Source organism: Vibrio mangrovi (assembly GCF_024346955.1).
GTDB classification, from domain to species: domain Bacteria; phylum Pseudomonadota; class Gammaproteobacteria; order Enterobacterales; family Vibrionaceae; genus Vibrio; species Vibrio mangrovi.
Genome location: NZ_AP024883.1, coordinates 1,187,385 through 1,212,532, shown reverse-complemented (window position 1 = coordinate 1,212,532; position 25,148 = coordinate 1,187,385). Strand labels below are relative to the sequence as shown.

25 protein-coding genes are annotated in these 25,148 nt (G+C 51.0%); 5 read left to right on the top strand and 20 right to left on the bottom strand.

The genetic code is table 11. The features are described from left to right. Window positions 1-340 precede the first annotated feature (340 nt). The 19 genes from OCU74_RS05550 to OCU74_RS05460 all read right to left on the bottom strand — a co-directional run bounded on the left by OCU74_RS05550 (window position 341) and on the right by OCU74_RS05460 (window position 19,675). Complete coding sequence (locus OCU74_RS05550) at window positions 341-1,366, bottom strand: GlxA family transcriptional regulator (protein ID WP_234993567.1); 1,026 nt, start codon at window positions 1,364-1,366, stop codon at window positions 341-343. Between the two features lie 61 nt (window positions 1,367-1,427). Continuing rightward, a complete protein-coding gene (locus tag OCU74_RS05545) occupies window positions 1,428-2,198 on the bottom strand; it encodes an MBL fold metallo-hydrolase (protein WP_087480630.1) in 771 nt (256 codons plus the stop codon). 199 nt (window positions 2,199-2,397) lie between these two features. After that, a complete protein-coding gene (locus tag OCU74_RS05540) occupies window positions 2,398-3,051 on the bottom strand; it encodes a GIN domain-containing protein (RefSeq protein WP_087480629.1) in 654 nt (217 codons plus the stop codon). A 76-nt stretch (window positions 3,052-3,127) separates the two neighbouring features. Continuing rightward, window positions 3,128-4,513 carry a cytochrome P450 gene (locus OCU74_RS05535; protein ID WP_087480628.1) on the bottom strand — a complete coding sequence of 462 codons (1,386 nt, stop codon included), beginning with the start codon at window positions 4,511-4,513 and terminating at the stop codon, window positions 3,128-3,130. After that, the gene (locus OCU74_RS05530; protein ID WP_087480627.1) at window positions 4,510-5,481 is read right to left on the bottom strand and encodes a beta-ketoacyl-[acyl-carrier-protein] synthase family protein; all 972 of its coding nucleotides are present in this window, start codon (window positions 5,479-5,481) and stop codon (window positions 4,510-4,512) included. The genes OCU74_RS05535 and OCU74_RS05530 overlap by 4 nt, the downstream gene beginning before the upstream one ends. After that, a complete protein-coding gene (locus OCU74_RS05525; protein ID WP_087480626.1) occupies window positions 5,472-6,395 on the bottom strand; it encodes a hypothetical protein in 924 nt (307 codons plus the stop codon). The genes OCU74_RS05530 and OCU74_RS05525 overlap by 10 nt, the downstream gene beginning before the upstream one ends. Next, on the bottom strand, window positions 6,395-7,510 hold the full coding sequence (locus OCU74_RS05520; RefSeq protein ID WP_159457407.1) for an acyl-CoA dehydrogenase family protein: 1,116 nt from the start codon (window positions 7,508-7,510) through the stop codon (window positions 6,395-6,397). Before OCU74_RS05520 ends, OCU74_RS05525 begins: the two co-directional genes overlap by 1 nt. Before the next feature lie 122 nt (window positions 7,511-7,632). Further along, complete coding sequence (locus OCU74_RS05515; protein ID WP_159457406.1) at window positions 7,633-8,574, bottom strand: 3-oxoacyl-[acyl-carrier-protein] synthase III C-terminal domain-containing protein; 942 nt, start codon at window positions 8,572-8,574, stop codon at window positions 7,633-7,635. Next, entirely contained in the window at window positions 8,558-9,457 is a 900-nt protein-coding gene (locus OCU74_RS05510; protein WP_087480623.1) for an alpha/beta fold hydrolase, read from the bottom strand. Before OCU74_RS05510 ends, OCU74_RS05515 begins: the two co-directional genes overlap by 17 nt. Next, a complete protein-coding gene (locus OCU74_RS05505) occupies window positions 9,450-10,145 on the bottom strand; it encodes a hypothetical protein (protein WP_087480622.1) in 696 nt (231 codons plus the stop codon). Before OCU74_RS05505 ends, OCU74_RS05510 begins: the two co-directional genes overlap by 8 nt. Further along, complete coding sequence (locus OCU74_RS05500) at window positions 10,145-11,302, bottom strand: acyl-CoA dehydrogenase family protein (RefSeq protein ID WP_087480621.1); 1,158 nt, start codon at window positions 11,300-11,302, stop codon at window positions 10,145-10,147. Before OCU74_RS05500 ends, OCU74_RS05505 begins: the two co-directional genes overlap by 1 nt. Before the next feature lie 31 nt (window positions 11,303-11,333). Continuing rightward, complete coding sequence (locus OCU74_RS05495) at window positions 11,334-12,848, bottom strand: AMP-binding protein (protein ID WP_087480620.1); 1,515 nt, start codon at window positions 12,846-12,848, stop codon at window positions 11,334-11,336. After that, a complete protein-coding gene (locus tag OCU74_RS05490; protein WP_087480619.1) occupies window positions 12,817-14,367 on the bottom strand; it encodes an AMP-binding protein in 1,551 nt (516 codons plus the stop codon). The genes OCU74_RS05495 and OCU74_RS05490 overlap by 32 nt, the downstream gene beginning before the upstream one ends. After that, the gene (locus OCU74_RS05485; RefSeq protein ID WP_059121200.1) at window positions 14,367-14,627 is read right to left on the bottom strand and encodes a phosphopantetheine-binding protein; all 261 of its coding nucleotides are present in this window, start codon (window positions 14,625-14,627) and stop codon (window positions 14,367-14,369) included. Before OCU74_RS05485 ends, OCU74_RS05490 begins: the two co-directional genes overlap by 1 nt. Before the next feature lie 25 nt (window positions 14,628-14,652). Beyond that, window positions 14,653-16,215, bottom strand: coding sequence for a class I adenylate-forming enzyme family protein (locus OCU74_RS05480; RefSeq protein WP_200807696.1), 1,563 nt, complete (start codon window positions 16,213-16,215; stop codon window positions 14,653-14,655). 11 nt (window positions 16,216-16,226) lie between these two features. Then, window positions 16,227-17,183 carry a 3-oxoacyl-[acyl-carrier-protein] synthase III C-terminal domain-containing protein gene (locus OCU74_RS05475; protein ID WP_087480618.1) on the bottom strand — a complete coding sequence of 319 codons (957 nt, stop codon included), beginning with the start codon at window positions 17,181-17,183 and terminating at the stop codon, window positions 16,227-16,229. Then, a complete protein-coding gene (locus OCU74_RS05470; protein ID WP_143693161.1) occupies window positions 17,180-18,064 on the bottom strand; it encodes a beta-ketoacyl-[acyl-carrier-protein] synthase family protein in 885 nt (294 codons plus the stop codon). Before OCU74_RS05470 ends, OCU74_RS05475 begins: the two co-directional genes overlap by 4 nt. 23 nt (window positions 18,065-18,087) lie before the next feature. Then, window positions 18,088-19,389: a type III PLP-dependent enzyme gene (locus OCU74_RS05465; protein ID WP_087480616.1), complete on the bottom strand. Its 1,302-nt coding sequence runs from the start codon at window positions 19,387-19,389 to the stop codon at window positions 18,088-18,090. After that, the gene (locus tag OCU74_RS05460) at window positions 19,382-19,675 is read right to left on the bottom strand and encodes a hypothetical protein (protein ID WP_087480615.1); all 294 of its coding nucleotides are present in this window, start codon (window positions 19,673-19,675) and stop codon (window positions 19,382-19,384) included. Before OCU74_RS05460 ends, OCU74_RS05465 begins: the two co-directional genes overlap by 8 nt. A 313-nt stretch (window positions 19,676-19,988) precedes the next feature. On the opposite strand from OCU74_RS05460, the gene OCU74_RS05455 reads away from it, so the two are divergent. The 5 genes from OCU74_RS05455 to OCU74_RS05435 are packed head-to-tail and all read left to right on the top strand — an operon-like array spanning window position 19,989 to window position 24,215. After that, window positions 19,989-20,894, top strand: coding sequence for a 3-oxoacyl-[acyl-carrier-protein] synthase III C-terminal domain-containing protein (locus tag OCU74_RS05455; protein WP_159457405.1), 906 nt, complete (start codon window positions 19,989-19,991; stop codon window positions 20,892-20,894). A 31-nt stretch (window positions 20,895-20,925) separates the two neighbouring features. Then, window positions 20,926-21,180 carry an acyl carrier protein gene (locus OCU74_RS05450; protein ID WP_087480613.1) on the top strand — a complete coding sequence of 85 codons (255 nt, stop codon included), beginning with the start codon at window positions 20,926-20,928 and terminating at the stop codon, window positions 21,178-21,180. Window position 21,181: 1 nt separating this feature from the next. Continuing rightward, entirely contained in the window at window positions 21,182-21,850 is a 669-nt protein-coding gene (locus OCU74_RS05445) for an acyl-CoA dehydrogenase family protein (RefSeq protein WP_087480612.1), read from the top strand. 39 nt (window positions 21,851-21,889) lie between these two features. After that, window positions 21,890-23,242, top strand: coding sequence for an MATE family efflux transporter (locus OCU74_RS05440; RefSeq protein WP_087480611.1), 1,353 nt, complete (start codon window positions 21,890-21,892; stop codon window positions 23,240-23,242). Continuing rightward, a complete protein-coding gene (locus OCU74_RS05435; protein WP_087480610.1) occupies window positions 23,232-24,215 on the top strand; it encodes an alpha/beta fold hydrolase in 984 nt (327 codons plus the stop codon). The genes OCU74_RS05440 and OCU74_RS05435 overlap by 11 nt, the downstream gene beginning before the upstream one ends. A 60-nt stretch (window positions 24,216-24,275) precedes the next feature. Here OCU74_RS05435 and OCU74_RS05430 read toward each other — a convergent pair whose 3' ends face one another. Further along, window positions 24,276-25,139, bottom strand: a complete 864-nt coding sequence (locus OCU74_RS05430) for a lipase secretion chaperone (protein WP_159457404.1) — start codon at window positions 25,137-25,139, stop codon at window positions 24,276-24,278. Window positions 25,140-25,148 lie beyond the last annotated feature (9 nt).

Genomic DNA, 25,148 nt, shown 5'->3' with positions numbered 1-25,148 from the left:
GGGGAAAATTCCAGGGACGGAATTTTTAGCTGTTCCCTAACAAAAAGGCATGAGCAGGAGCGAATAAAAACGACCCTGATAGCAAGCACAGAAGCCCAAACAGATGTTTTTGGTTACTTCTGACATCTATCAAAAGTAACTGGTGCGCTATCACTGAACTAACTGAAATTGAAAGATTAATTGCGCGTCATATCTCAGAGTTAGAAGGAGAAAAAATAGCTGCAGTTTGGCGCAGCAAAATATGACATCTCTGCGCGTGTCCTACACGCATCAAAAGATTAATTGCGCATCATATCTCATATCCAAAGGCTAGAAAAATAAAAGCCTTCGGGCACCGAAATCAAAAATCCCCCTGATTATGAAATGTCTTCCGCCACTCATTCGGCGTTACCTGAAAACGTTTCTTGAAATGAGTCCGCAGTGAAGTGCCGTGGCTGAAACCAACCTGCCCGGCTATTTGCTCGATGCCTAGATCGGTGGACTCCAGCAGTTCCTGACTGCGTTGCAGCCGCTCGGCCAGCAGCCACTCGCCAACCGAAATCCCCGTGGCTTTATGAAACTGGCGGGTAAACGTTCGCCGGGTCATCATTACCCGCTCGGCCAGCACATCGAGTGTATGTGTCTGATCCAGATGGCTGCGCAGATAATCCAGCAGTTGATTGATCCGGGCATCCTGAGTTGAAACCGGCACCGGCCGGTCGATGAATTGTGCCTGTCCGCCTTCGCGGTAAGGCGGAATCACCATCCGCCGGGCGACTTTATTGGCAATCGCACTGCCGTAATACTGGCGTACCAGATAAAGACAGCAGTCCAGCCCGGCTCCGGTGCCTGCTGAAGTAATCACCTGCTGTTCATCAACATACAGTGCGTTGGTGTCTAACCGGACATCCGGAAAGCGGCGGATAAAGTCCTGCTCGTACTCCCAGTGCGTTGACGCTTTGCGATGTTGCAACAGTCCGGCATAAGCCAGTACGTAAGTGCCCAGACACAGCCCGACAATTTTTGCGCCGCGTCGGTATGCCTGCCGCAGCGCATCCAGTAAGGCTTCATCCGGTCGCTCATCACACTTGCGCCAGAACGGTACGATCACCAGATCCGCATCATGCAGACCTTCCAGACCAAACCCGGTTTCAACCGATAATCCCATCTCAGAGCGGAGCACGCCGGGTTCTCCGGCACAGATACGCAGTTGAAACAGCGCAGGCCGTTCCGGCAGAATCGGACCGAAAATGGTACACGGCACCGAAAAGTGAAACGGACTGAACCGGTTGAAAGCCAGTACGGCAACAACCGGCGGGCGCACACTTTTCTCTAAAGCGCTGTGCTCTGATGAACTAATTGTTGCAGACCTGATTGATGAAGACAAAAGCACAGTACTCCCGTATGTGATCATTCCTGTATATGAGCATCATAAACAAATACTGGGTTCAGCACATCAGGGTTTCCCCATCCTGCGGGATCAGAACCTGCCCGGAGATTGATTTTTCAGCGACAAATGCGGCCAGTTCCCGGCGCGATAACGCCGCATGATTGACCGCTTCCAGATGAACGGCAATCAGCGTTGCGTCCGGTGCAGCCTGATGAACCTGCCAGAGGTCATCTTTCCCCATAATAATCGATCCCAGAGCGGGGATCTGCGCATCTCCGGCATTCAGGATCACAGTTTCCGGGCAAAAACGGGATAAAGTCTGCCTGACCATATCATTCCAGACCGTATCTCCGGCCAGATAGACGTTTTTCTCTGCCGGGTGCTGAAAAATGATGCCACAGACTTCACCCAAGCGTTCCCGCAATGCAGCAATGGTTGTGTCACTACCGTGCTGGCCCGGTGTTTTCACCAGTGTAATCCCGTTAAATTCTGTGTGCTCATCCAACACCCGGATGTCGCGAAAACCGGCCTGTTCTAACAGCTCTGCATCCTGCTGATGCTGAACAAACATCGTTTTTTCTTTCGGAATCACCTGTGCAGCAACCGGATCCCAGTGGTCTAAATGAGTATGTGTCACGATCACCGCATCGACGTCGGTAATTTCATCAAGTGACATCGGTAATTCAACCAGCGGGTTAGACAGATGGTCGTTCAGGGTGCCCGGGAATCCCGGATAGCTGCCTTTGGGAGCCAGCATCGGATCGACCAGAAAACGGGTTCCGGCGTACGTGATCCGGACAGTTGCATTACGAATTTGAGTCAGTTGCATAACAGATCCTCACATCAGTTAAAATCAGAAATCAGCATGAGTGTTCATGCCATTTCGTCTGGGTTGAATGAGATTATCTGTGGAATCATTGCCATGCAGAAGTGGCCGGAGGGACAACAAACGATAGAATCGGGACAAAAACACATGCGCTGCCGATCAGTATCAACAGCGCATCTCTTTCATTCGTATCAGCAGAAAATTACTGGCAGTCGCTTCTTGAGCTGTATCCACCCATTGAGACAGACAGATTACTTTGCGTCTGTTTGCCTAAAGTGACTTTCGCACCCATTGAAGCAGAGCCATTGACTGTATCGGCATGACACAGATTAGCCTTCGCACCCATCGCAACGGTTATATTAGCTTTCTGTGCATAGAAATCGTTCACATCGCTGTTAAACTCAGCACCCATGCTGACATCCAGATCCAGAGTATTAACGTTTCCTTTCAGTGCATAAGAAGCACCCATAGAACCTTTCACTGCCAGTTTTTCATCAGTCAGCGCACAGTCGCCGGCAGCAACCGAGACACCAAACTGCGCTTCAACCGATTTTAATGGCTGATCGGTATAAATCTTCACGGTCAGTTTATCCGGCCAGATACCTTCATCACGATAACCGTCATTCACCAGCGAAAGTTCATTGCCGGTGACACTCAGTTGCAGTTTGTCCAGCAGATACTGCTTACCGGAAGCAACGACCTGCGGCGTGCTGCTGCAAACCACTTCGGCATTAACACCTTTTGACAGCACAAGCTGATTGAATGAATCAACCGGAAAAGTCTGCTCTGCGGCATACAGCGGTGATGACATCACCACACCGGCAAGTGCCAGACATTTCATGGATGGAAACTTCATAATAACTCCTTATAAGTTGAGGCTAACATGCCTATTGATAACACACCTGTTACATATGTCCATGAATACATTCTCATTATGACGGCACATGTGCCTGTTGCTCACTGTGCCGCGATGCCAGAGAAACCGGCAGAACCGATGAATGCGCCGCGACCTGAAAAGCGACGACACCCCGCGGATGAAGATTGGTATCAAATTTCGGACGCAGATTTAACATCTGCATTTGCGGATCAAGGGTAAAGCGGCATTCTGAGCACAGCTTCAGCAGGGTAAATGCCAGCTGATTGAGGGAAAGTGTCATGCCGACACAATTTCGTTTCCCCTGTCCGAACGGCAGATAAGTAGTCGGATCAAGCCGTTTGAGTTGCAGGAAGCGGTCAATATTGAAATCAGCAGGATTTTCCCAGTATTCCTCATTGCGGTGAATCAGCCAGGGCGAGAACATCACATTGGTCCCTTTTTCGAGCCGGTAACCGTCAATCTCAACGTCTTCGCTGGTGGTCCGTTCGATAATCGGCGAAACCGGGGTCAGCCGGAGTGACTCTTTCACCACCGCCATCGTGACCGGGCAGCGCTGAATCGACCACGCTACATCTTCCAGTTTCTCGGCTTCCTCACGGATACGTTCGATCACTTCCGGATTGCGGGCCAGATGAATCAGGCACCAGCAGAGGTTAGTCGCCGGATTATCGATACTGCCGAACAGATTCCCCATCAGCATATTGACCAGCGAAGCCATATTCTGTGGCTGATGCTCCACATCGAGTGTCTGCGCCAGCGCGGCAATCATGGTGTCGGGTTCTGCCGTGACCAGCGCCCGTTCGGTCAGCTCACGGATTTTAGCCTGATAAGCCAGCAACTCCGGGTCATTGCGCAGTGCTTCCTGATTATCCGCTGTCGCCATCTGAATCATCCGGAAGAAAATCTCGTGATTTAAGGTGACAAAACGCATCCCTTCTTCAACCGAAACTGCACTGCCGATAAACGGGTCCAGTACATTGCGGGCAGCCCATTCAACGCAGACCGGCCAGATGTCATCAATACCACCGGCCCCGGAGCCCGCAGTCAGAAAACGTTCGGTAATCCAGTCGGCAGCTTCGGCCATGGCCGCATGAGTACGTTCCAGTTTCGGACTAACCAGCGGTGCTGTCATTTTCCGGCCGTTTTTCCACTCTTCACCATCTTTGGCAAACGTCAGCGAGTCACCCAGAATGATCCGCCCGACTGCCGACGATGAAGGCAATTTGTGTACTTCTTTGACAAAGCTGTCGTAATGATCGAGCCAGTACTGCACATGCCCGGCCTTGCCCAGAATGACCAGTTCGCTTTCCCCTTCACAAATGAGCCGGAATGCGCCCTGATGCTGTTTGAATCCATCCTCAATCACTTTGAGAATGCCAAAACTGTGGAGTCTTTTCAGCGTGACGTGTTCCGTCGGTAGCTGCTGTGGTGATATGGTCATACTCTTTCTCCCTGATCCGAAAAATGAACATGGCAGGCGCCGACATAAGCACCGGATCCAATCGAAAGCAGCGCAATATCTTCCGCTTCAGTCTCTTCACCGGGCAATGCCTGACTATCGAAATAACGCTGAAGCAGTAAAAAAGGATCGGTGGCACAGCAATGGCCGATTTCGGGTAACAGATCCAGATTCAGACAAGCGCCGGTTTCCGGAAAACTTCTGGCAAAATTCATCCAGCTCAGTTTGTTGATGTTATGCGGCAGAATCACCTGCCGGGAATGCGTATCAAACGCCACTGCCTGTAGTGCGTCCATCACCATATGATGATGCGCGGCAAAGAAGTCGCGGTTTTGCTGCTCATGACCAAACAGTCCGCCATGAAATTCCGGATGATGCTGTAAATGGAGCCGTTCAATCTGACATCCGCCGGGAAGATTATCGACAACCAGTGCCACAAAGGCATCGCCCATCATGGTACAACCGGGGATATAGCGCTGACCGAGCGGGAATTGCGAGAATGAATCGCCGATCAGCAGCATCACTCGTTTTGCCACGCCACAGTCAAGCAACGATTTAGCCAGCGACAGTCCCCAGAATCCACTGCCACAATTGTGTTGGTTTACTTCGTAGCACCGCTCAACCTGACTCAGTACCGGATGACTCCGGCACAGTTCACGGGGAAAGTCGATGCCATCGGCATGCTGAACCGGAAAAGCATGCACATAAACCAGCGTATCAATCGCAGGTTCGTCAACTGGCTGTGGTTCAACTGAGAATGCCATGTCCGACAGCAGCCGGAGAAACGCCTGACGGATACTCATATCCGCCGGGAGTGCCGCCACACTGTCCATCCCGAACAACTGCCGGAAAACTCTGGCATCTATGGCCCGCCCTCCGGCAGCCTGAACGACCTCTCCGGCATCAATCCGCAAATCCGGAATAAAAGAAGACATCGCAGCTATGCGCATACGTCTTCCTCCTGATGAGCAAAGCCAACCCCGGTCAGAATACCTTCGTCATAACGGACCAGCAGATAGTCCTGTTCCGGCTGGCCGTACTGTTCAAGCGCCGCAAACGGAGCGGCACACAAGAGTTTTTCATCAATCGCAATATATTGTTCACCGGCGCTCCCCGGTGTTTCACCGTGTTCCTGCACCTGTCCGGAAGACAATTCCAGTCCGGAAGAAAACTGAGCCAGCAGTGCCGGAGAAGCAATAATCCGCGCTTCCGGAGAGAGACCAAAATGAGTGATCATTTCCTGAACTGACTGGCCGAGATCCCGTTCGGTCACATGGGTGTGCTTGCGGTATCCGGCATAAGACCAGCCGCTTCCGGAACGGTTAATCTTGACGATACAGGCACTGTTTTCCGGAGCCAGTGCATCCATCAGCGCAGAACGGTACAGCAAATGTTTCTGATCGGCGATCAGCAACAGCGCCGAGCTGTCTCTTTCCTGAACGTAGCGATGGACGCAGTCCAGTGCCATAAACGGAGCGGATAAACCACGGTCACTGATCGCCAGTCCGAAACTCTGTTCACCCAGTTCCAGTGAATGAATCACGTAATTGACCACCGAGGTACCCAAATGCAGGTCCGGTGTCCAGTGCGCCAGAATCACCGTGTCGACATCACTTAAATCCGTGCTCTGACGCAGACGGGGCAGCAACTGTTCGAACATACTGGCAAAAGCCGCTTTATCTTCGGCCCGGATACAGGTTTCTACCCGGCTCATATTGCTGTCATAAGCCAGACCGTTTGATTTGAAAAAAGCCGCGATAAAATCTTCCCAGTGATCCTGTTGTTCCAGCCACTCCGGATTGAATGTTTCCAGATTACCGAACGTATCCCAGATGATCTGCTGTTGATTGATAACAGTTTTCATCACGCAGCCCCTAAACTTGCCGTGTAGGAACGAAAAGCGTTCAGGCGGTGGATATTGGTTGTGCCTTCCATATATTCGAAGGCGAAAGCATCCCGGTAGCGTTTCTGCAACGCGGCATCGGTCAGCCACTGTTCAGGCAGGTGATGCGGCAGCAAAAGCGCAACCTGCTCGGCAAACCGGGTCGCCTGACATTTCAGCTGACTGGTCAGATGCACTTTGGCATCGCCATGCTGATAACCTTCCCCAACCTGAAGTAGTTTCTGGTACAGGGCATGATACTGACGCCACTCATGCGCCAGCCCAGTCACATTTGCCTGTTCCAGCGCTGTCAGCAATCCTCTTGCCGTTCCCAGCGCCATCGCCGCCACCAGCGGACGGTGCTTTTCAAACACCGTACCGATCGCCGTAATCCCCTGACGCAGACCGCTCTCATGCAGGCCAAGAATATGTTCTCCACTAACCGGCAGGTTACGCATTTCGATTCGCGACAGACCCGCTCCGGCAAGGCCATAGGCATCCAGCGGTGTGACAGTAAATGTTTCCTGATGCGCAGCCGGTTCAACCATGACCAGACGCTGGCTGTTGCCCATTCGGGCAAAGACCAGACCGACACTGGCAAGCTGTGCTCCGCCAATGAACATCTTCTCGCCATTGAGCAGAAAATAATCGTCTTCCGGGGTAAGCGTGGCAGAGATTCCCTGTGCATCCGAACCAAAATCAGGCTCCGTCACAGCGAAAAATGTCCAGACCGGCTGCTGCAAATACCGGGAGAAAAAGAATTCCTGCTGAGCTTCATTTCCCTGAGCCATCACCGCCCGGCATGACAATGATGTTCCCGGCATTGCCATCATGCCGCTGGCGTCAAATCTCGAAATATATTCAACCAATGCCAGATAATGGATAAAATTTTCCGGGTCAAATGCCATTTCATTCAGACGTTCCCGGTAAGGATTATATTGATCAGGTAATCCGATATGAGAAATTGCCAGCAAAACGTCATCATTCAGTAATTGACGCGCTGCATCAGGATCGGTTTCAATCAATAAACCTGCTTGCGCAAACTTACTTAAATGTTTATCCAGCCCGGATAATTTAAGTTCCTGTTCAATACACATGGTCGTGCTCCATTGGCCAATATTTGCCTGACTTAATAAGTTGTAATAATTCTTTATGGATAATTCGATCATATCGAATCAGCTATAAATAAATTGATTAGAATTGCAATTCAGCAGATGGATTAAATATTTTCACCACATTCCACAATGGCAGATGATGCCGTCGCTCCAAGCCCAACCGTCATCAGCATCACTTTATCTCCCGGTTCCAGACGCCCGGATTCAAATAATGTTTTCAGATTAATAAATGGATCAGCACCAAAGCAGTGACCATACTGACTGACATTTTCAAGGAATAATAAGTCCGGTGGTAAATTCATATTTTTGGCAATTTGTTTCCAGGAAGAAATATTCACATTATGTGGCACCAGATATTTAATATCGCACCATGAAAGGCCACTGTGTTGCAAGGTGTAATCCATATGATTCTGGGTAAAGGTGAAATATTTATCCTGAAATGAATTCTGCTCCGCATCTTCCGGATAGCCGCTATTGAGACTGAAAGAACCATCCCGGCTGGTAACATTATCTGTAATCCGGAACTGATTACCGTTACGGCTCAGCAATACGGCACAGGCCACTTCACCCATAATGGTTGTATCCGGAATCAGCTGAACCCAGCGGTGAAATGCCTTTTCGGCAATCAGCACAATCGCGTATTCATCGTCGTCCAGCTGCGCCGAGACATAATCCAGCACCGACAGACCGGTTGCGCAGTGGCTCATGGTATAACTGGCATACTCGGTCTGCGGCCCGAAAATCTCAGTCACCTGTCTGGCAACCTGGTTATCCCCGAAAGGAAACACCGTCGGAATCGTATGACAGTGAACCACATGTTTCACCTGCCCGCTCAGCTCCGGATGACGCTCACAGAGACGTTCCAGTGCCGGGCGAATCATCCCGGCAATCGTCTCTTCGTCCTGATGCGGGAATGATCTGAGTCCGTAAAAACGGTCAAACATCCGGGTTTCAACACCGGAGAGTCCCAATGATTCCGCCGCTTCATGCAGCGTCTGTTGTCCGGCGGCAAAATTGATTTCTATGTCTTTAATATTGCATATCATTTGATTTACCTGCATGACCCGTATCTGAATAACGAAGAAGAAAGTTGCTGACGGTCAGATGAAGTTCGGGGCAGTTCAGCATCCCGAGATGCCCGGTGTCACGGCTGAAAAAAAGCTGTTCTGCCTGCACCACCGCATGAATCGACATAGATTCTGCCGGTTCAAAACGCTGGTCGTTCAGCCCATGACAAATCAGCAGGTCAACATCCTGCGCGTAAATCGCTTCCGTCAGGCACGCTTCCGGTAAACCGGTCAGCATCTGATAACGGATGGCCAGCTGACGGGAATCTCCTGCACCTTTTTCCTGTGGCACTTTTTCCAGTGACTTATATCCCTGAGAAACCTTTCCCAGCGACAGAAGATAAGCCCGGAACAGTGATTCAAGGCTCCGGGGCGCAGCCAGCAGCACCAGAGTGCTGAATGTATAAGCCTGCTGTTTTTCAAGGAACATCGCCGCCAGCAATCCACCGACAGAGTGCCCGATAAGATGTGTCACCGGTCCGAAGGTTTCGATAATCAGGTTGAGCACTTCAAGCTGCTGTGCATAACCGCTTTGAGTACATTCGCTGTGCCCGTGGCCCGGCAGATCCGGGATCAGAACACAGAAACCACTGGCATTGAGTTGCTGCGCCAGTTCCGAAAACATCGCGCCGTATCCGCCCCAGCCATGAATCATTAAAACCACCGGTGCGGTTACATTTCCCTGCCGATAAAGCGGAACCTGCCCGAAAGCAGTCTCCAGCGTCAGCTGTTCAGCCTGTGCCATCCACATCTCCGCCTCTTTGCGCATCGGCAGGCAACGCGGCTGTTCAAAATCATCAAACAAGTCACACCACAGATGGGAATAGAGGTTTCTGCTGTGGGATTCACCGACGCTATACACTGAGATTCTCCCCAGTCACCTCTGCCCTGCCACGCCGCAGGAAAGTGCCTCTTTCCGGCATTTCCTTCGCGGGAAGCACCGACGGCTGAGGCTGACATATAAACGCGACCACCTGCTGCCAGATGGAAAAGTCCGGGCGGGCAATATCACCCAATGCAACCGGAACAAAGCGCTGTCCTGCGTGTTGCTCTGCCGTCCGGCTGAAGCGGGCACAGAGGATCATCGGTGACTCCGCGTCACTTCCCGCGACACTAAACTCCCGGAAGCCATCAAAAACCACCAGACAATCGTCACTCTCTGCCAGCATTGCCCCGGCCAGTTGCAGATGAGCTGGTGTCAGTTCCTCACCACAGTGTTTCATGCCTAAAGCGCGGGAAATCGTATGATTTTCTGCCAGCCGTTTTTGCAGTTGCGGGGTTTTGCTGTCCAGTTGTGCATAACGGTGAATCATTAGTAATGCCGCCTGACGTGCTTCTGTCTGGGGCTGACAGAACGCCGCAACCTGCCGGTAAAGGGCATCGGATGCACAGCGGATCAACTGCTGTCTGTCCACCTCCGGATGAACGGCCAGCCACGGAGTCAGACCATTCTGCTCTTCATCAGTCAGCCGGACCGCCGGAGATGCCGGACGGAATACAGCTAAATCGTTCAGCCATAAAGCAGCTGTACTGTCATTCTGCCCGCTCATCAGGCAACCTCCCTGAATAACATCGCCCCATTGAGCAGATGTACATTGCGGGTGCCTTCTGCATATTCGAAACATTTAATATCCCGGTGCAGCTTCGCCAGTGTCTGATCCTGCACTAACACGCCGCCATAACAGCGATGCAGTGCTTCTTCAACCACAGACTCAGCAACTTCTGCCGCTTTGGCTTTCGCCAGCCCGATCTGCTTCGTGACGGTTTCTCCCCGGTCATAACGGGCTGAAATCGTCAGCAGATTCTGTAATGCTCCGGCAAGCCGGAAGTGTGCCGATTTCAGCCATGTCTGATGGTATGCAGCATCCATCCGATCGTGCTGAACCACATAATCCAGCATCGCTCTGGCACTGCCCAACGCCAGACCGCCAACACAGGGACGCAGACTGTCAAATGTCGCAATCGCCGCGCCGGAAAAGCGCTGAGTCGGTTTCAGATGAGCACCTAACAGTGCATCATCACCAACAAACATATCTTCAAAGACCAGATGAGAGACATTACATCCCGGCACACCGTGTACCGGCAGCCGCTCCCGGCGAAAACCCTCAACTTTTGCGGGCTCGAACAGAAAGACATCGGTGCCGAGTGAATTCTGATTGGTCCGGGCAAAAACAACCCCGATATCCGCGTGAATACCATTGCCGATGAAATATTTTTCACCGTTGATCAGATAGCCACCATCCACTTTTGTGGCCTGCGTTTTGATATTTCCGGCATCGGAACCGACGGTCGGTTCACTCATGGCAAAACAGCTCCAGCTCAGTTGATCGCGGAACAGACCAAAGAAACATTCCTGTTGCTCCGGATTCCCCAATCCCTGCAATACGAATCCGGCCATGCCCGGTGTCGGGCAGGCAAAAATCAGGTTTGGTTCTACATATCCCAGCGCTTCATAAAACAGACAGCGCTGCACTACCGTCAGTTCATGCAGAACCTGTCCGTTGGCTAATTCGATCGGCGTCGGGTTATAAGCCTCCGGCAATCCGAGCCGGTTCATCTGATGAGCCAGCGAATAGTGAGCCGTAGCCCGGTAATTTTCAGGATTTTCATCGATCAGCCGGCCAAGCGCCCGTCCTTCTTCCAGTGTCGCTGTCACATAGTCCCGGATGGCCTGCCCTTCGGCGGATAATCTGTGGTTGAATGTCATTTTTCTTTCCTCTGCCTTGTGCTGTGGCTCACTAACTGACTTGCTGCTCATGCCATTGATGTTGTAGTTTCACCCGGTCGATCTTGCCGTGCAGGCTCATCGGTAAAGCAGTCACAAAATGGACCGATGAAGGCACCATGTAACGGGGAAGGTGCTGGTGCATAAACTGCTCGAATGTCTGACGATAACTATCAGTATCCTGTTCAAGCTGGACATACATCACCAGTTGGGTCAGTTTGTCCTGAACATAAATCGGAATCACAGCCGACTGACGGACCTGATCGCAACGGGCTGCAACGTTTTCAATTTCAACCAGTTCGATACGATTGCCATTCCATTTGATCTGCCCGTCTTTGCGTCCTTTCAGAAACAGATTACCGGATTCATCCACATAGCCGAAATCTCCCGAACGGTAAAAACGTTCGCCATCCCGGCTGCCGAATGCGACATTCTGCGGATGAGAAACCGGCAGATATCCATGCGCAACCTGTCCGCCGTAAATCACCACTTCCCCGATTTCACCGACCGGCAGTTCCTGTCCGTCGTCATCTTCGATACGGATACGATTCACACCCAATGGCTGTCCCAGCGACAACCGCTGCGAATAGCGCATATCATCGGCAGTCACCGGACAGGCATGCGTCACGCAGGTGGTTTCCGTCGGACCATAGGCATGCAGCACCTGCGCCTGAGGAAAGCGCGCCTCGATTTTGGCAATCAACTGATGCGGGACAAACTCTCCGCCGACAAAGAACACCCGCATTCCCGGCAGGGACTGCGCATTGAATTTCGGGTCCAGACACATCATTTCCAGAAAACTCGGCGTGGAGAACCAGCTCGACACTTCAACATCCGCTTCCTGGGTCATCAGGCGGATATTCTGACGGGGCAAAGCGTTATATTCATGCGGTAACATTACGACAGCTTTGCCAACCGCAAGCGAAGGAAAGCAGTCAAGAATGCCCATATCAAACGCCAGACAGGCGTGATTGACGTGAGCACCGCCGGAATGGTTGAGGGTCAGACTCTCTCTGTACCACTGATAGAAGTGACCGAAGCCGTCATAACCAATCATCACACCTTTCGGAACACCAGTACTTCCCGATGTCGAGAGCACATAAAAAATTGGATTTTCTCCGCGCTGCCATTGCTGAAAACGAAAGGCGACCGAAGGCTGGTGGGCCGCAATGAAGTGGGCTTCACCACTCAGCGTCTGGTCCAGATAAGATTCAGCGCCAAGGATCAGCAGATCAGCCTCATGCATCGCGGCGACCTGTAACAGCCGGGACGTCGGATTCGCCGCATCCACCACCGTGAAAGAAATGCCACACAGAGTGCAGGCCAGCATACTGGCAAACGTATCCAGTTCTTTATGCCCGTAGATCAGTACCCGGTTCGGCTGGCGCTGCTGAATTTCATCGGCAATCGCCTGCGTTCTTGCGCCCAGCGTCCGGAAATCAACCCGACCCTGACGGTTCACCAGCGCAACCTGCTCCGGTTGTGCATGGATTCTGTCAATGATTGCCTGCATCATATTTGAAAACATAACAATTCCCTTTTTGGAGTGCTTTATCGCTGACCGCCCGGCGATCCAGCTTACTGTTCAGGTTTAATACATCTTCTTCAATGGCATACCAGAATCTGGGTACCATGTAGGATGGAAAACTGTCGGCCATTGCTGCTGCAAGTTGCTGAAAATCGAGCTCCCGCTCCGGCAGTACAAAAGCCCGCATCCCCTGTAAATCTTCTTTCCGGAACCAGGGTTCGACGAAGACTTCTTTAACTTCTTCCAACTGGCGCAGGTAGGCTTCGACTTCGTTCAGATCGATTCGGTAGCCCTGAATTTTGAGTTCCCGGTCGCCCCGTCCCCAGAAATAGAGCATATCGCCGTCGAGAGAACCGATATCTCCTGTCCGGTATTCCCGGACTTTATCAACCGGGTCAACGGAAAAGCGAGCCTGCTGCTCAGCCGGTGCGCAGAGATAACCCGGACCGACACAATCGCCCCGGATAATAATTTCTCCACGGCCATGTTCCAAAATTCGGTCAATCCGCACTTCACTGCCGGGACGAACCCGCCCCAGTGGTAATGGCTGCCTGCTATGGAGATGTACCGGCAGAATGTCTGTCGCCGTAACCGCCACCGTACACTCCGTCGGACCATAAGTATTGGTCACACGACAGCCGGGAAAGCGTTCCCATAACTGAGCGACCATCTCTTTGGACAAGACTTCTCCGCAAAAAATAAAGTGAGAAAGATGAGGGAGCTGACTGGCGCAGAACTGGCGGTCTTTCAGGTAATAACGGGTAATCGTCGGCGTTGAAACCCAGGTTGTCACACCGTAATCCCGGTGTCTGGCTATGTATTTACGGGTGTTGATAAACTCCTGATGATCCAGTGCCGAGATCGGTTTGAGGTTGATCCAGGCCAGCCAGAGTTCATACAGCGAGACATCAAAACAGTAACGGATATTGCCGCTGACACTGCCGTCAACCGGGAAAGCACGTTCCAGCCACATGACCAGATCCGCCACATTGGCATAGCTGACAGCAATCCCTTTCGGCTGACCGGTCGTGCCGGATGAAAACATAATATACATCGCGTCCGTCGCCTGACTGACATTCCGGACCCGGAGCAAATCAGTAAACTGTGACTCACTTTCTTCAGCAGAAAAGGCCGATTCTGCATCAACAACCTGACAGGAAATACCGAGTGTATCCAGTCGGCTTTCATCAGCATCGAAATCATGAGCATCGAGAATCAGCGTCGCCTGCGCACTGACAATGATCTGACGTAACCGTTCCGTGCTGTTCTCCGGTTCGATCGGAACGAATGTTCTCCCGGCCAGAATACACGCCCAGTAAGCGATCAGATACCGGCAGTTCTTATGTCCGTAAATCAGCACTGCACCGCGTCCCTCGGCATTCAGTTGCCCGGCAAGCGAAACGGCGGCATCAAAAAGCTGACGGTAACTCAGGTCACCACCGACATGGTGGTAAGCCATTCCCTCACAACGACGGAATGCAGAAAAAACAGCAAGCAGGCGATCGTTATGCGGATTCATCAGGCCACCTTATCGACACACAGCCTTTCGATATAACGGGCAATGCTGCCGACCGATTCGAAATCTTTGATATCCAGCGAAGCCGGATCGATATGCAGCCCTTCGACAGCTTCTTCAAGATACATAATCAGTTCAATGTATAATCCGCTGTCAAAGCCCAGATCCCGTTCAATCTGAGTTGCCTCATGGAGTTCCGATAAATCGTCAATCTCCATGACCAGGCCGATTGCATTTATCACATGATTCACGTAACTATCCATTTTATTTTCCTTATATAAATAATTTTTATGCAAACAGTTCTTCTGACGTTTCAACCGGCTGGCTCAGTTTGCCGAGCAATGGCCTGTCAATTTTTCCGTTGCCGTTTTTCGGCAGTGAATCCCGGATAAATATCCGGTGTGGCACCATGTAAGATTCCAGATGCTGGTGACACCACGCTTTAATCTGCTCCCGGCTGAGTTCGGTCTGCTGTTCGACCCAGGCAACGATCTCATCGCCATAAACCGCATGGGGCACACCGATCACCGCCACCTGCGCGACACCGGCCAGTGCAGCAATCACGGTTTCCACTTCTTTCGGTGCCACCTTTTCGCCACAGCTTTTCAGAATCTCGTCCTTCCGCCCGACAAAATAGAGATAACCTTCATCATCCAGACGACAGATATCTCCGGTATACAGCACCATCTCACCGGGATAACGGCCCGGTTTCAGTTTCTCCGCGGTTTTCTCCGGATTACGCCAGTAACCGGGCATCACGGTATCGCCGCGGATCACCAGTTCTCCGGTCGCATTGCTGCGGTGTTCCCGGCCTTCATCATCCACCAGCCACATCTCAGTATTGGGAATAGCCTTGCCGACACTCTCTTTGCGCTGTGACAGCATCTCCGGTTCCAGATAGGTGCAGCGGTGACATTCCGTCAGGCCATACATTGAATAAAGCCGTGCGGCAGAAAATATGTTCTGAACCTTATCGATCGCATCCGGATGTAATGCCGCCGCAGTGTTGGTGACCGTCCGGACACACGAGAGATCGAAGCGTTTTGCCAGCGGTTCGATCAGGCTGAGCATGGTCGGCACAATCGGGAAAACCGTCGCCTGCTGTTTCACCAGACGATGCATCACAAACAGCGGCTGACTGAAAGAGGCTTCAATAATCAGGGTTGCACCATGCAGTGCCGACATCGTGACCTGATGTAAGCCATAATCAAAGCTCAGTGGCAGCGCACAGAAAATACGATCCGATGATTCCAGCCGCAGATAAGTCGAAACAGACTTAGAAGCCGCCACCATGTTTTTCTGAGTGAGCATGACGCCTTTCGGCGTACCGGTTGAACCGGATGTATAAATAATTGCCGCTAAATCCTGAGAAATCGGGGCAACCAGATTAATCTGAGAATATTCACCGGCCAGCGCCTGCTCCAGCAGAGTAACGCCATCACTGAACAGGCCATTGACCAGCAGCTCCGGCTGGCTTTTCATCAGTCCGCGGGCTTTACCGAATTCATCCATCAGAGCTTCATCAACCACCACCAGTGCCGATTCGCTGTCATCGATCAGCCAGGCCAGTTTTTCATACTTGGTATCCGGGTTGACCGGGATGAAAACACCGCCCAGATACTGAATCGCCCAGAAGCACTGAATGAAGGAGAGCGAGTTTGCCATATACAGCATCACCCGATCACCGCGCCCGACACCCTGTCGGGACATATAGCGGGCCAGTTGCAGGGCGTGATGCCGTAACTGACTGTAAGTCATCTGCTGGTCGGCATCGATCAGCGCAATTTTTTCCGGTGTGTGATACGCGCTGAAATCAAGATATTCGCTTAAAATCTGTCTGTTAATGTCCATGAACTGAATTCCTATGCTGTCAGCACCATTGCGCTGAACGTCCCTGCCACACCAGCCGCAACAGCCAGCATGGGACCTGGTGAAACTTGCTGATTGTCCTCTTTCCAGAAGTCATGCAAATTAATAAAGGCATCGCCGCAAAAACAGTGACCGACCCGATACAGGTTCTTACGGTAAATCTGGCTGCGTTCGATGCCCAGACGATCCGCCAGCCGGTCAAAGGTCGGCGGACTCATGTGATAAGGTAAAAGGGAGTGAATCTCCCCGGCAGAAATTCCGGCCTGCACCAGCGCTTTATCGATCGCATCCATCATGGTCGGGATAAAAGAGCGGTCATAACGGTTTTCATCTTCCCGGCTGGTATCCACGGTCCGGTGACTGATGCCGCCAATCATCGACCAGCTCAGTCCCTGAATCTTCAGGCCGGTGGTGTCAGGATGAGATGAGACCAGCACCGCCGTACATCCTTCCCCGAACAAACCATTCTGATCGACATACTGAATAGTTTCATGAAAGCATTTATCGCCGGTCAGCAAAATCGCATAAGTCGGCTGCTGTGATTCTCCGTCCGGGCTGACGCGGCAGACTTTATCCAGCAGAGCCAGTCCCATAAATGAAGAAGCACATGAACCCTGCGTCAGAGACATCACTTCCACACGGGCGGATAACTGCTGCCGGACAATCGATTCCAGCAGGCGGATATCAAAAGGATACGTGGTATGCAGCGAATGGGCATACGCGACATGCGTAATTGCATCCAGCTTATCCGGATGTTGTGCCAACAAGCGTTCCAGACAGGACGTCAAAGTTTCAGCCAGTGACTGATGAGGAAAAATACAGGCTGACTCCAGTCTGTGAAATCGGCTGAAGATTTTCTGATTTCTATCTCCCCACTGATAAAGCTGGTGCAGTTTATCCAGCGACGTCAGTGACGGATTGATATGCGTTGCGACATCAATGATTTTCATAATGTGTGATCCGAAATTGCAGTCAGGGCATACCCTTTTCCCTGATGTTGGCTCAACAGAACAAAATGTTGTGTAAAAACAGATAATTGTGTGGAATCTTTACCGGCAGCGATGGCCTGCTGCATTTCCCAGAACGGTGCCGTACAGAGCAAATCCGGCCGGGTGCAACGAATGTGTAACTGTGGGCTCAGCCGTGCCGCAATCTCCGGTTCACAGATCACCGTCGTCGATTCAGGCGTGAGTCCGAATTGTTCAGACAACTGCTGTAACAGAGTGCTTTCTGCCTCTGCTCCGGTGCAGTCATAAGTCCGGGTCTGAATCTGTAACCCTGAACCGTGACGTTCGACAATCATGCCGGAAGCCGCATTGGCTACCGAGTGCTGATCAACCGCTGGCGAATGAGACATGAGACTGTTCTGATCCATCACCAGCAGCAGCGCTTTGCCCTGCTGCGCAGGCAGATAACGATCAATACAATCGAGAGCCATAAAAGGTGATACCAGTCCCGCATCACTGAGGGCAAACGCAAAGGTATCTTCCAGCGCCAGACGGTGCAGAACATAATTGGTAACTGCCTGTCCCAGCTCGGCATCCGGTGTCCAGTGCGCCAGAATCACCATATCAAGATCGCTCAGATCGGTCTTACTGCCAAGCTGTGTTACCAGCACCTCAGCCATGGTTGTAAACGAGACCTGATTTTCACCCGCCAGCCACTCCCGGACACGGCTGTCCTCCGGTACAAATGGCTTCCCGTTCGCCTGACAGAATGCCTGCAAATAGTGATTCACCCGCGCTTCGCTGACAATCGTCGGCGGCTGTGGCGTCGCTGTTCCGGCAAACGGCATACAAGTGAGTGTTGCAGGATGAAGTGATAGCGTCATGGGTTTGGCTTCCGGCAGTGTCATCACACGGCAATATGCTGTGGCTGCTGTTGTGCCAGCATATGTTCAACACCATCGGCATGACGGATCACCGTAACCTGATCACCATCTACTAGTACTTCTGTGGGATAACCGAAACTCAGGAAGTACACCGGAGAAGCCGTTGGCCCGTAAGCACCTGAATGAAAGATGCCAATCAGGTCACCTTCATCCAGTCGGGGCAGTTGCACATCATCGCCGATCAGATCAGTCGGGGTGCAGAGCGGTCCGGTTAACATGTAAGGCTGTACATCATCTGCATCACGTACGGTACCTAGCCGGGCAATCGGAAAGTTTTTGCGAATCACCGAACCAAGTCCCGCAGCAGCACCATGACAGTTTGAGCCACCGTCACACACAGCAAACATTTTGCCTTTCGATTCTTTCAGATAACGCACCCGGGTAACGAACATACCGGAACGTCCGGCAATAAAGCGTCCCAGCTCCATAATTAATTTCGTTTGCGGGAAGCTATAGCGGAATTCACGAATCACCGGTTCCATCCTGGCGGCAACAACGTCCAGATCGAGTTCAGTCTCTTTCGGATAATAAGGCACACCCAGTCCGCCGCCGATATCAACGAAGTTCAGAGTGATGCCGTAATCGCGCTGAATTTTTTCCGCCAGACAGAGAATATTGCGCGTATTAACCACCACTGCTTCCGCATCCAGAATCCGGGTGCCCAGATAAATATGAATCCCTTCCAGCGCGACATGTGGATACTGATCCAGATGGTTCAGGGTTTCCAGCACGGTATGTTCATCAATCCCAAACTGACGCGGTTTACCGCTCATCACCAGACGCGCTTTTTCAGAGGTAAAGTTAGGATTGATCCGGAAAGCAAACGGCTGAACGACGCCGGCGTATTCTGCCAGCTGATTCAGCAGGGCCAGTTCGGATAATGATTCAACCACAACGGCTTTAATTCCCAGCGCAACACAGCGGCTTAATTCATGTGCCGACTTGCCCGGTCCAACAAAAATAATCTCTGCCGGAGAAGCACCCGCTGCCAGTGCGGTTTCCAGTTCTGCCAGCGAACAGACTTCACAGCCAATTCCCTGCTGATGAATGATACCGACTAAAGAAAGATTCGGATTCGCTTTCAGAGAATAAAAGTAATTCAGCGCATCTGGTAAGGTATTTTTTAATGTTGTCAGGTGATTTTTTAACTGATTTGCACTGTAAACATAAAAAGGTGTTTTTACCGTTGCAGCAATTTTTTCTATTTCAACCTGATCTACATGAGATGAATTAATATATTCATTCTGAAATTTAAAACTATGCATAATTTAAACTCCCGACTAAATAATCCGTCAGTGTATTCATATTTTTAAAATGGGAAAGGAAATTGCCATCCATACATGAAAATAAGTCGAACTCTTGTGCTGCCTCGTCTTCTATTCTTTCGCACAACCCGGCAATCAGAGAAACCAGACAAGCCGAATCTAATAATCCGGAATCACTATATATATCGCTACCACTGGTAATCTGCTTTATTTTACCGTCATCTAATCCGAGACTTTTTAATTCAGATAACAATATCTGTTCTACATTATCTTTACTGAGAGACATAAAACTCTATTCCCTGAGGATCCGTTGAATGATGCTAATGTTACCTTTCTCAATTTCATTTTTTTGACTGAAATTGTACTTATCAATAAAAATATTTTTACAATTTTAAGACATTTTTAATACCAGCAATTTCAGTCAAAAAAATGCTAATCGAATCGCTAATAATTATTCTGTAGATAGAAAAGCAATATCATCACCAGATGAAACAGCTTATTTAACAATCTCTGCTGATATCTTTTTTAATATATTTAACCGCACGATATTTTGTAATTTAGTACAGATATCGGCCGACTCAGTGATCATGGAAAATGCAATGACTTATATCGTAGATATTCAATGTAGCAAGTCAGACAGTACTTCTTTTATCCCATTGGATGAACTGGGACTGAGTCACGATATTTCCGAAAAGGAAGCCAAAGTTTATCAGCGCATCTATCAACTGGAACAGATTGCCATGAACCGGCTGCCCCATGAAGCGATGCTGAAAGAAACCCTGTCGGCGCTGGTCAGTCAGCATCCGGCCCTGCGTCAGCAGACCGGCTATCTGTTTTATACCAAAACCCAGACACACAATACCTGCTTTGACGATCACTGGTTACAAAAGCTGACAGAGGCATGCGGTCTCCGCCACTGGAAATCGGTCACACTTAGTCTGAACCATTGTGCGTCCGGTCTCAGTGCTGTTCACCTGATCAACCGGATGTATCAGAACGGAGAAACAGCCCCGGCGATTGTCCTGAGCGGTGAAAAAAGTTTTGCCCCGGATCTGAATAAGATGACTGTCGGCGTACTGGGAGAAATGTCCGCCGCCTGCCTGCTGTCCCCGCAGGATGGACAGTGGGAAATATCGGCTTCCAGAGTGAAACATCTCAGCCGGTTCTATAAAAACCCGGAAAACATGAGCGCTGCCGAAAAACGCGCCATGATGGGTGATTTTTATACCGGCATGCTCGATTTTCTCCGGACAGAAACGCTTTCCGAACCGGAGATCATTCTGCCCTACAACCTGAATCTGCCGTTACTGAACCGGGTATCGAAAGAGTTGGGCTGGGCGGAAAAACTGTATACCACCAATATCCGTCAGACCGGACATACCTACTGTTCTGACGTTTTCTATAACCTGCTCACGGCAGAGACACAGCACAATTTCAAACGGGCATTACTGTTTGCCGCCGGAATGGGCGTGACCTATTCCTCGCTCGGTATTGTCCGTCATTAACTCAACCCATACCAATAAAGGAACTCACTCAATGAATATCATGGATAAAATCAACGAAGCACTGTCACAGGTTCTGGACGGAGAAACAGTCACCATCGATCTGGAGACCAATTTCGATGAGGACTTAGATCTGGATTCCGTTCTGTTTGTTCAGTTTCTGCTGACGCTGGAAGAAAGTATTGACGGTCTGCTGTTCGATCCGGATCTGATCAGCCAGTCTTCATTCAACAACGTCGGTTCTTTAATCGAGTTTATCGAATCCCAGGTTACAGTTGCGGAAGCCTGATATGAACATCACAGCAGAAATACTCGATCAAGCTTATGCCGGTGGCCGGAAAACCGACCTCCGGGAACTGCTACCACAACTGGGTTTCTGGATGACAGGCAAACATGCCTGTCTGGTCAGCCAGAGCCTGACGATGTTTCCTGCGGGAACGTCACCCGAGCTGGTTAATGTTCAGGGAGAAACCATTGCGCCATCTCACTGTACACACCTGCCTCAGGACCGGGTTCTCCGGCATCTGGAACTGGAAACCGCCACGGTTGACGATCAGAGTCAGAGTACAGAAGCGACATCTTTAGTGGTTTGTGCACTGCGTCTGGGGCTGGTCGCCCGGATTCTGGATCTGTCGTTCGAGCACCTCAAAAACCGGAAAAGTTTTGGTCAGAAAACGACCCGTCATCAATTGATTAAAGCCAGTTTTTCAGACATTTACGGCGATGTGTCGCTGCTGAAACAACAGCTGCACTATCGTCTGGACAGTGGTGATCTGAGCACCCCGGATGAAGAACACCTGCAGATTACCCAATTATCCAACCATGCTGAGAAGCTGATGGGCGGACATGGCTTCCTGCTGGGAAACAGTCATACCATCAGCCACTTTTCCATGCTGCTTTACTCACTATTCGGTACAAGCAGTCCACGGGAACAGCAGCAGGCACATAGCGCCGTCTGAGGACAGACGGCCATTGTTCATGACAGCAAAAGGATAATTATGAGCATTTCCAAGCAATCTACACTCACTTTACCGGCCAGCGGAATGGGTGATGTCAAACAGGTACTGGGCATCGCCTGGCCGATGATCCTGATCGCAATTGTGGTGTCGCTATCGCAGAATGGTCAGATATGGATCCTCGGCCAGAATGAACAGAGTCAGGCGTTGTATCAGCTATCGATGCTGCAACCCTTTCATTTTCTTTTCATTGCACTGCTGGAATGCCTGACGATCACCAATCAGGTCTTCAGTGCCCGTTCAACCCGTGACTGGCCCAGCAGAAAAGTCATGAACAGCACCCTGTTGCTCGCCGTTGCAGGAACTGTTTTCCTGTGTCTGCTGGCAGGTGTCAGCTACCTGTTCGAAGCACCGCTTCAATCGGTCATGGGCGGTAACACACAGAATCTCTTCAGCCAGACACTACCGCTGTATCTGTTATCCCTCATTCCGCTGCTGATCTTTGAGTTGGGCAATGCCGGACTACGGGGACAGGGAAAAACCCTCAGCAGTATGCTGCTCATCTCCGGCTTTATCACCATTAATCTGGCGGTTTGCTACGTCGGCTTTGTTCAGCATCAGCTCGGATTTCAGGCGGTCATTTATGCCAATCTGATCTCCGCATCGGCGATGCTGCCGTTTTCACTGTTTATGTTATTCAGAACTGTCAATCACGGTTCTGACCCGCAGCCGAAGGCTTTTCTACCCAGACTATTCGCGCTGATGACCGATGCCGGGATTCCGATTTTTCTGTCAATGCTGATTGCATTCGCCAGCTCTGCCGTAATCTTTCCGCTGATCAGTCAGATGAATACCGACTATGCGCCCGGCTTCCTGATCGTCGTCAAACTGCGTTCTCTGTTTATTATTCCGGCGGTTGCACTGGGTTCCGCGATTGCAATTTTTGTCAATCAGCAACTTTCTGCCGCCACAAAAGATTCACTCACCCGCATGTTGAGCCGGGGAATGCTCGCGATCAGCCTGCTGTATATCACCCTGACTGCGATGGTTTACCTGAATCAGCACCGTCTGGTCGATCTGTTAGCCAATACCGCCGCCGTTCAGCAAGCCGGTTACCTGTTACTGTCACTGCTGCTGCCAACATTCTTCCTGACTTCCATGCTGGCCGCAACCCAGACCATGCTTGAACAGCTTGGCCGGGGCAAAAGAGTACTGCTCATGACTTTGGTGGTTGAGTCCGCAATGGTCGGCGGTATTCTGGTCCTGATGAAGTCGCAGGGGAATATTACCGAACTGGCACACCTGATCGTCATTTTCAACGTGGTTTATTTTACGATTTTCCTGCGTGAATACTGGTTGCTGACAAAAAATCTGCGAGGGGAAGATGCTCTATAATCTTGCCTATCCTTTCATGCAGCTTTCTGCACTGGCACATCAGCGCTATCACTGGTGTCTGGTGATGATGAAACGCCGTCCGAAGTTATTACTCAAAACTTCGGTCCGGCCGGAAACACATTACAATGGCTTATGTGGCAAACTTCGGCGGGCAGATACGATTTTACTCTCCCGCCTCTCTCCCGGATGGGCCGCCCGTTACGCGATCCGTATGTTTGAAAAACCGACGCGAATGCCCTGCATGGCAAACGATCTGGAATTTGAACAGCAGAGCCAGCAACATCAACTGACGTTCAACAAATGCCGGATTAACGTGTTCTGTCATGAACCACCGGCTTCTGTTCCGGTACAGGGAACAATTCTGCTGGTACACGGTTGGGAAGGAAGGAGTGTGATGTTCCGGCCGCTGACAGAAAAACTGCTTGCCAACGGTTACCGGGTTATCGCTCCGGATTTGATCGCCCACGGCAGCTCGGAAGGCGAACGCTGTTCGTTCTACGATCTGGCGCAGCTGTTATTGCAGATCAATCAGCAGTTCGGCGCTTTTCATGCCGCGATCGGTCACTCGTTTGGCGGCACAGCACTAGCCATGGCAATTGATGCAGGGCTTTCAACCCACCGGCTGATCAAGATCGGCAGCCCCGACGGGTTAGGCAATCTGCTGGATTCCTATATCGATTACTACCGGATCCCGGCGGTCCTCAAAGACAGACTCAAACAGATCTATCACCGCCGCTACGGCATGCACCCGGATATGATCGATACACCGTTATGGAAAACCCTGTCGCTGCCGACCCTGCTCTGCCATGACCGCAACGACACTATCATCGACATTACCCAGGCACAGAAGATGAGCGCCGCCTTCCCCAACTGCGAACTGTTCCTCACCGACGGCTGGGGACACCGCGGCGTGCTGAAAGATCGCAATATTCATCAGAAGATTATTGAGTTTATGCAAAGTGAGGCAACATAAAGTGCCTGATATATATGAATATTTATGAATGAGACTGACTCGCTCCTGCGAGTCAGTCTATTACTCCGACTGCCCATAAATGCGCTCCAGTGCTTCAACCCGACGCCACTGCACCGGATCAAAATACTGCTCCCGGAGTGCGGTAATCTGTTGTTCTTTCTCTTGTTCACCCAACTGTTCGTCGGCCAGAATTTCACTTCGCTGTTGCAGATAGTCGTCTAACTGAGCCTTAAATGAAGCGCGTTGGCTGTCCAGTTCAGCCAAGCGTTGTGCACCGCTTTCTCCGACCAGTTCGGCCCGCCTCAGGTAGCGGTTCTGTTCACTCTGCGAATCGGCTGCGATAAGTGCTGTAACCATGGTCGCATTACGTTCACTTTTTTGCAGATAATCCGGTAGTTCAGCGTTGATCTGCACCATTTGGCTGCGCTGCTCGGCCTCATCCAGCGCGTGCTCCTGAATATCCAGTTTGTCTATGGCCAACTGACGCCAGCGGTTTTCATCACCAAACAACTGTGCTTGCTGTTCAGGAGTAAAATACTCACTTTGCAGCGCAAGCAATGCATCGTTGAGCGCCATCAGCCTTTCCCTGATATTCTGGCTGGTGTCTGGGAGTGTTAGTTGCGCCAGCGCCTTTTTATAGCGGACATACTGCGCAAACAACGTGTCATCAACCCGCAGTTGATCATTCTCATTCGCGTAGGTACCAATTTCATTCTGAAGATGGTTCAAATCGGTCTCGCCCAGCCCGCTCAGCGCGTATTCCAGCAGATCCCGACCCGACGATTCATCAATTTCAGTATCTTGCTGAGATGGCGCTTGTAACTTCACCGGCTGTATTTCCGCCGGCTGTCGCCATAAAAAGACCGCACCGGCGCCCCCCAAGGCGATCATCAATGTCAATACCACCCATGCGGACTTTTTCATCGGTGACTC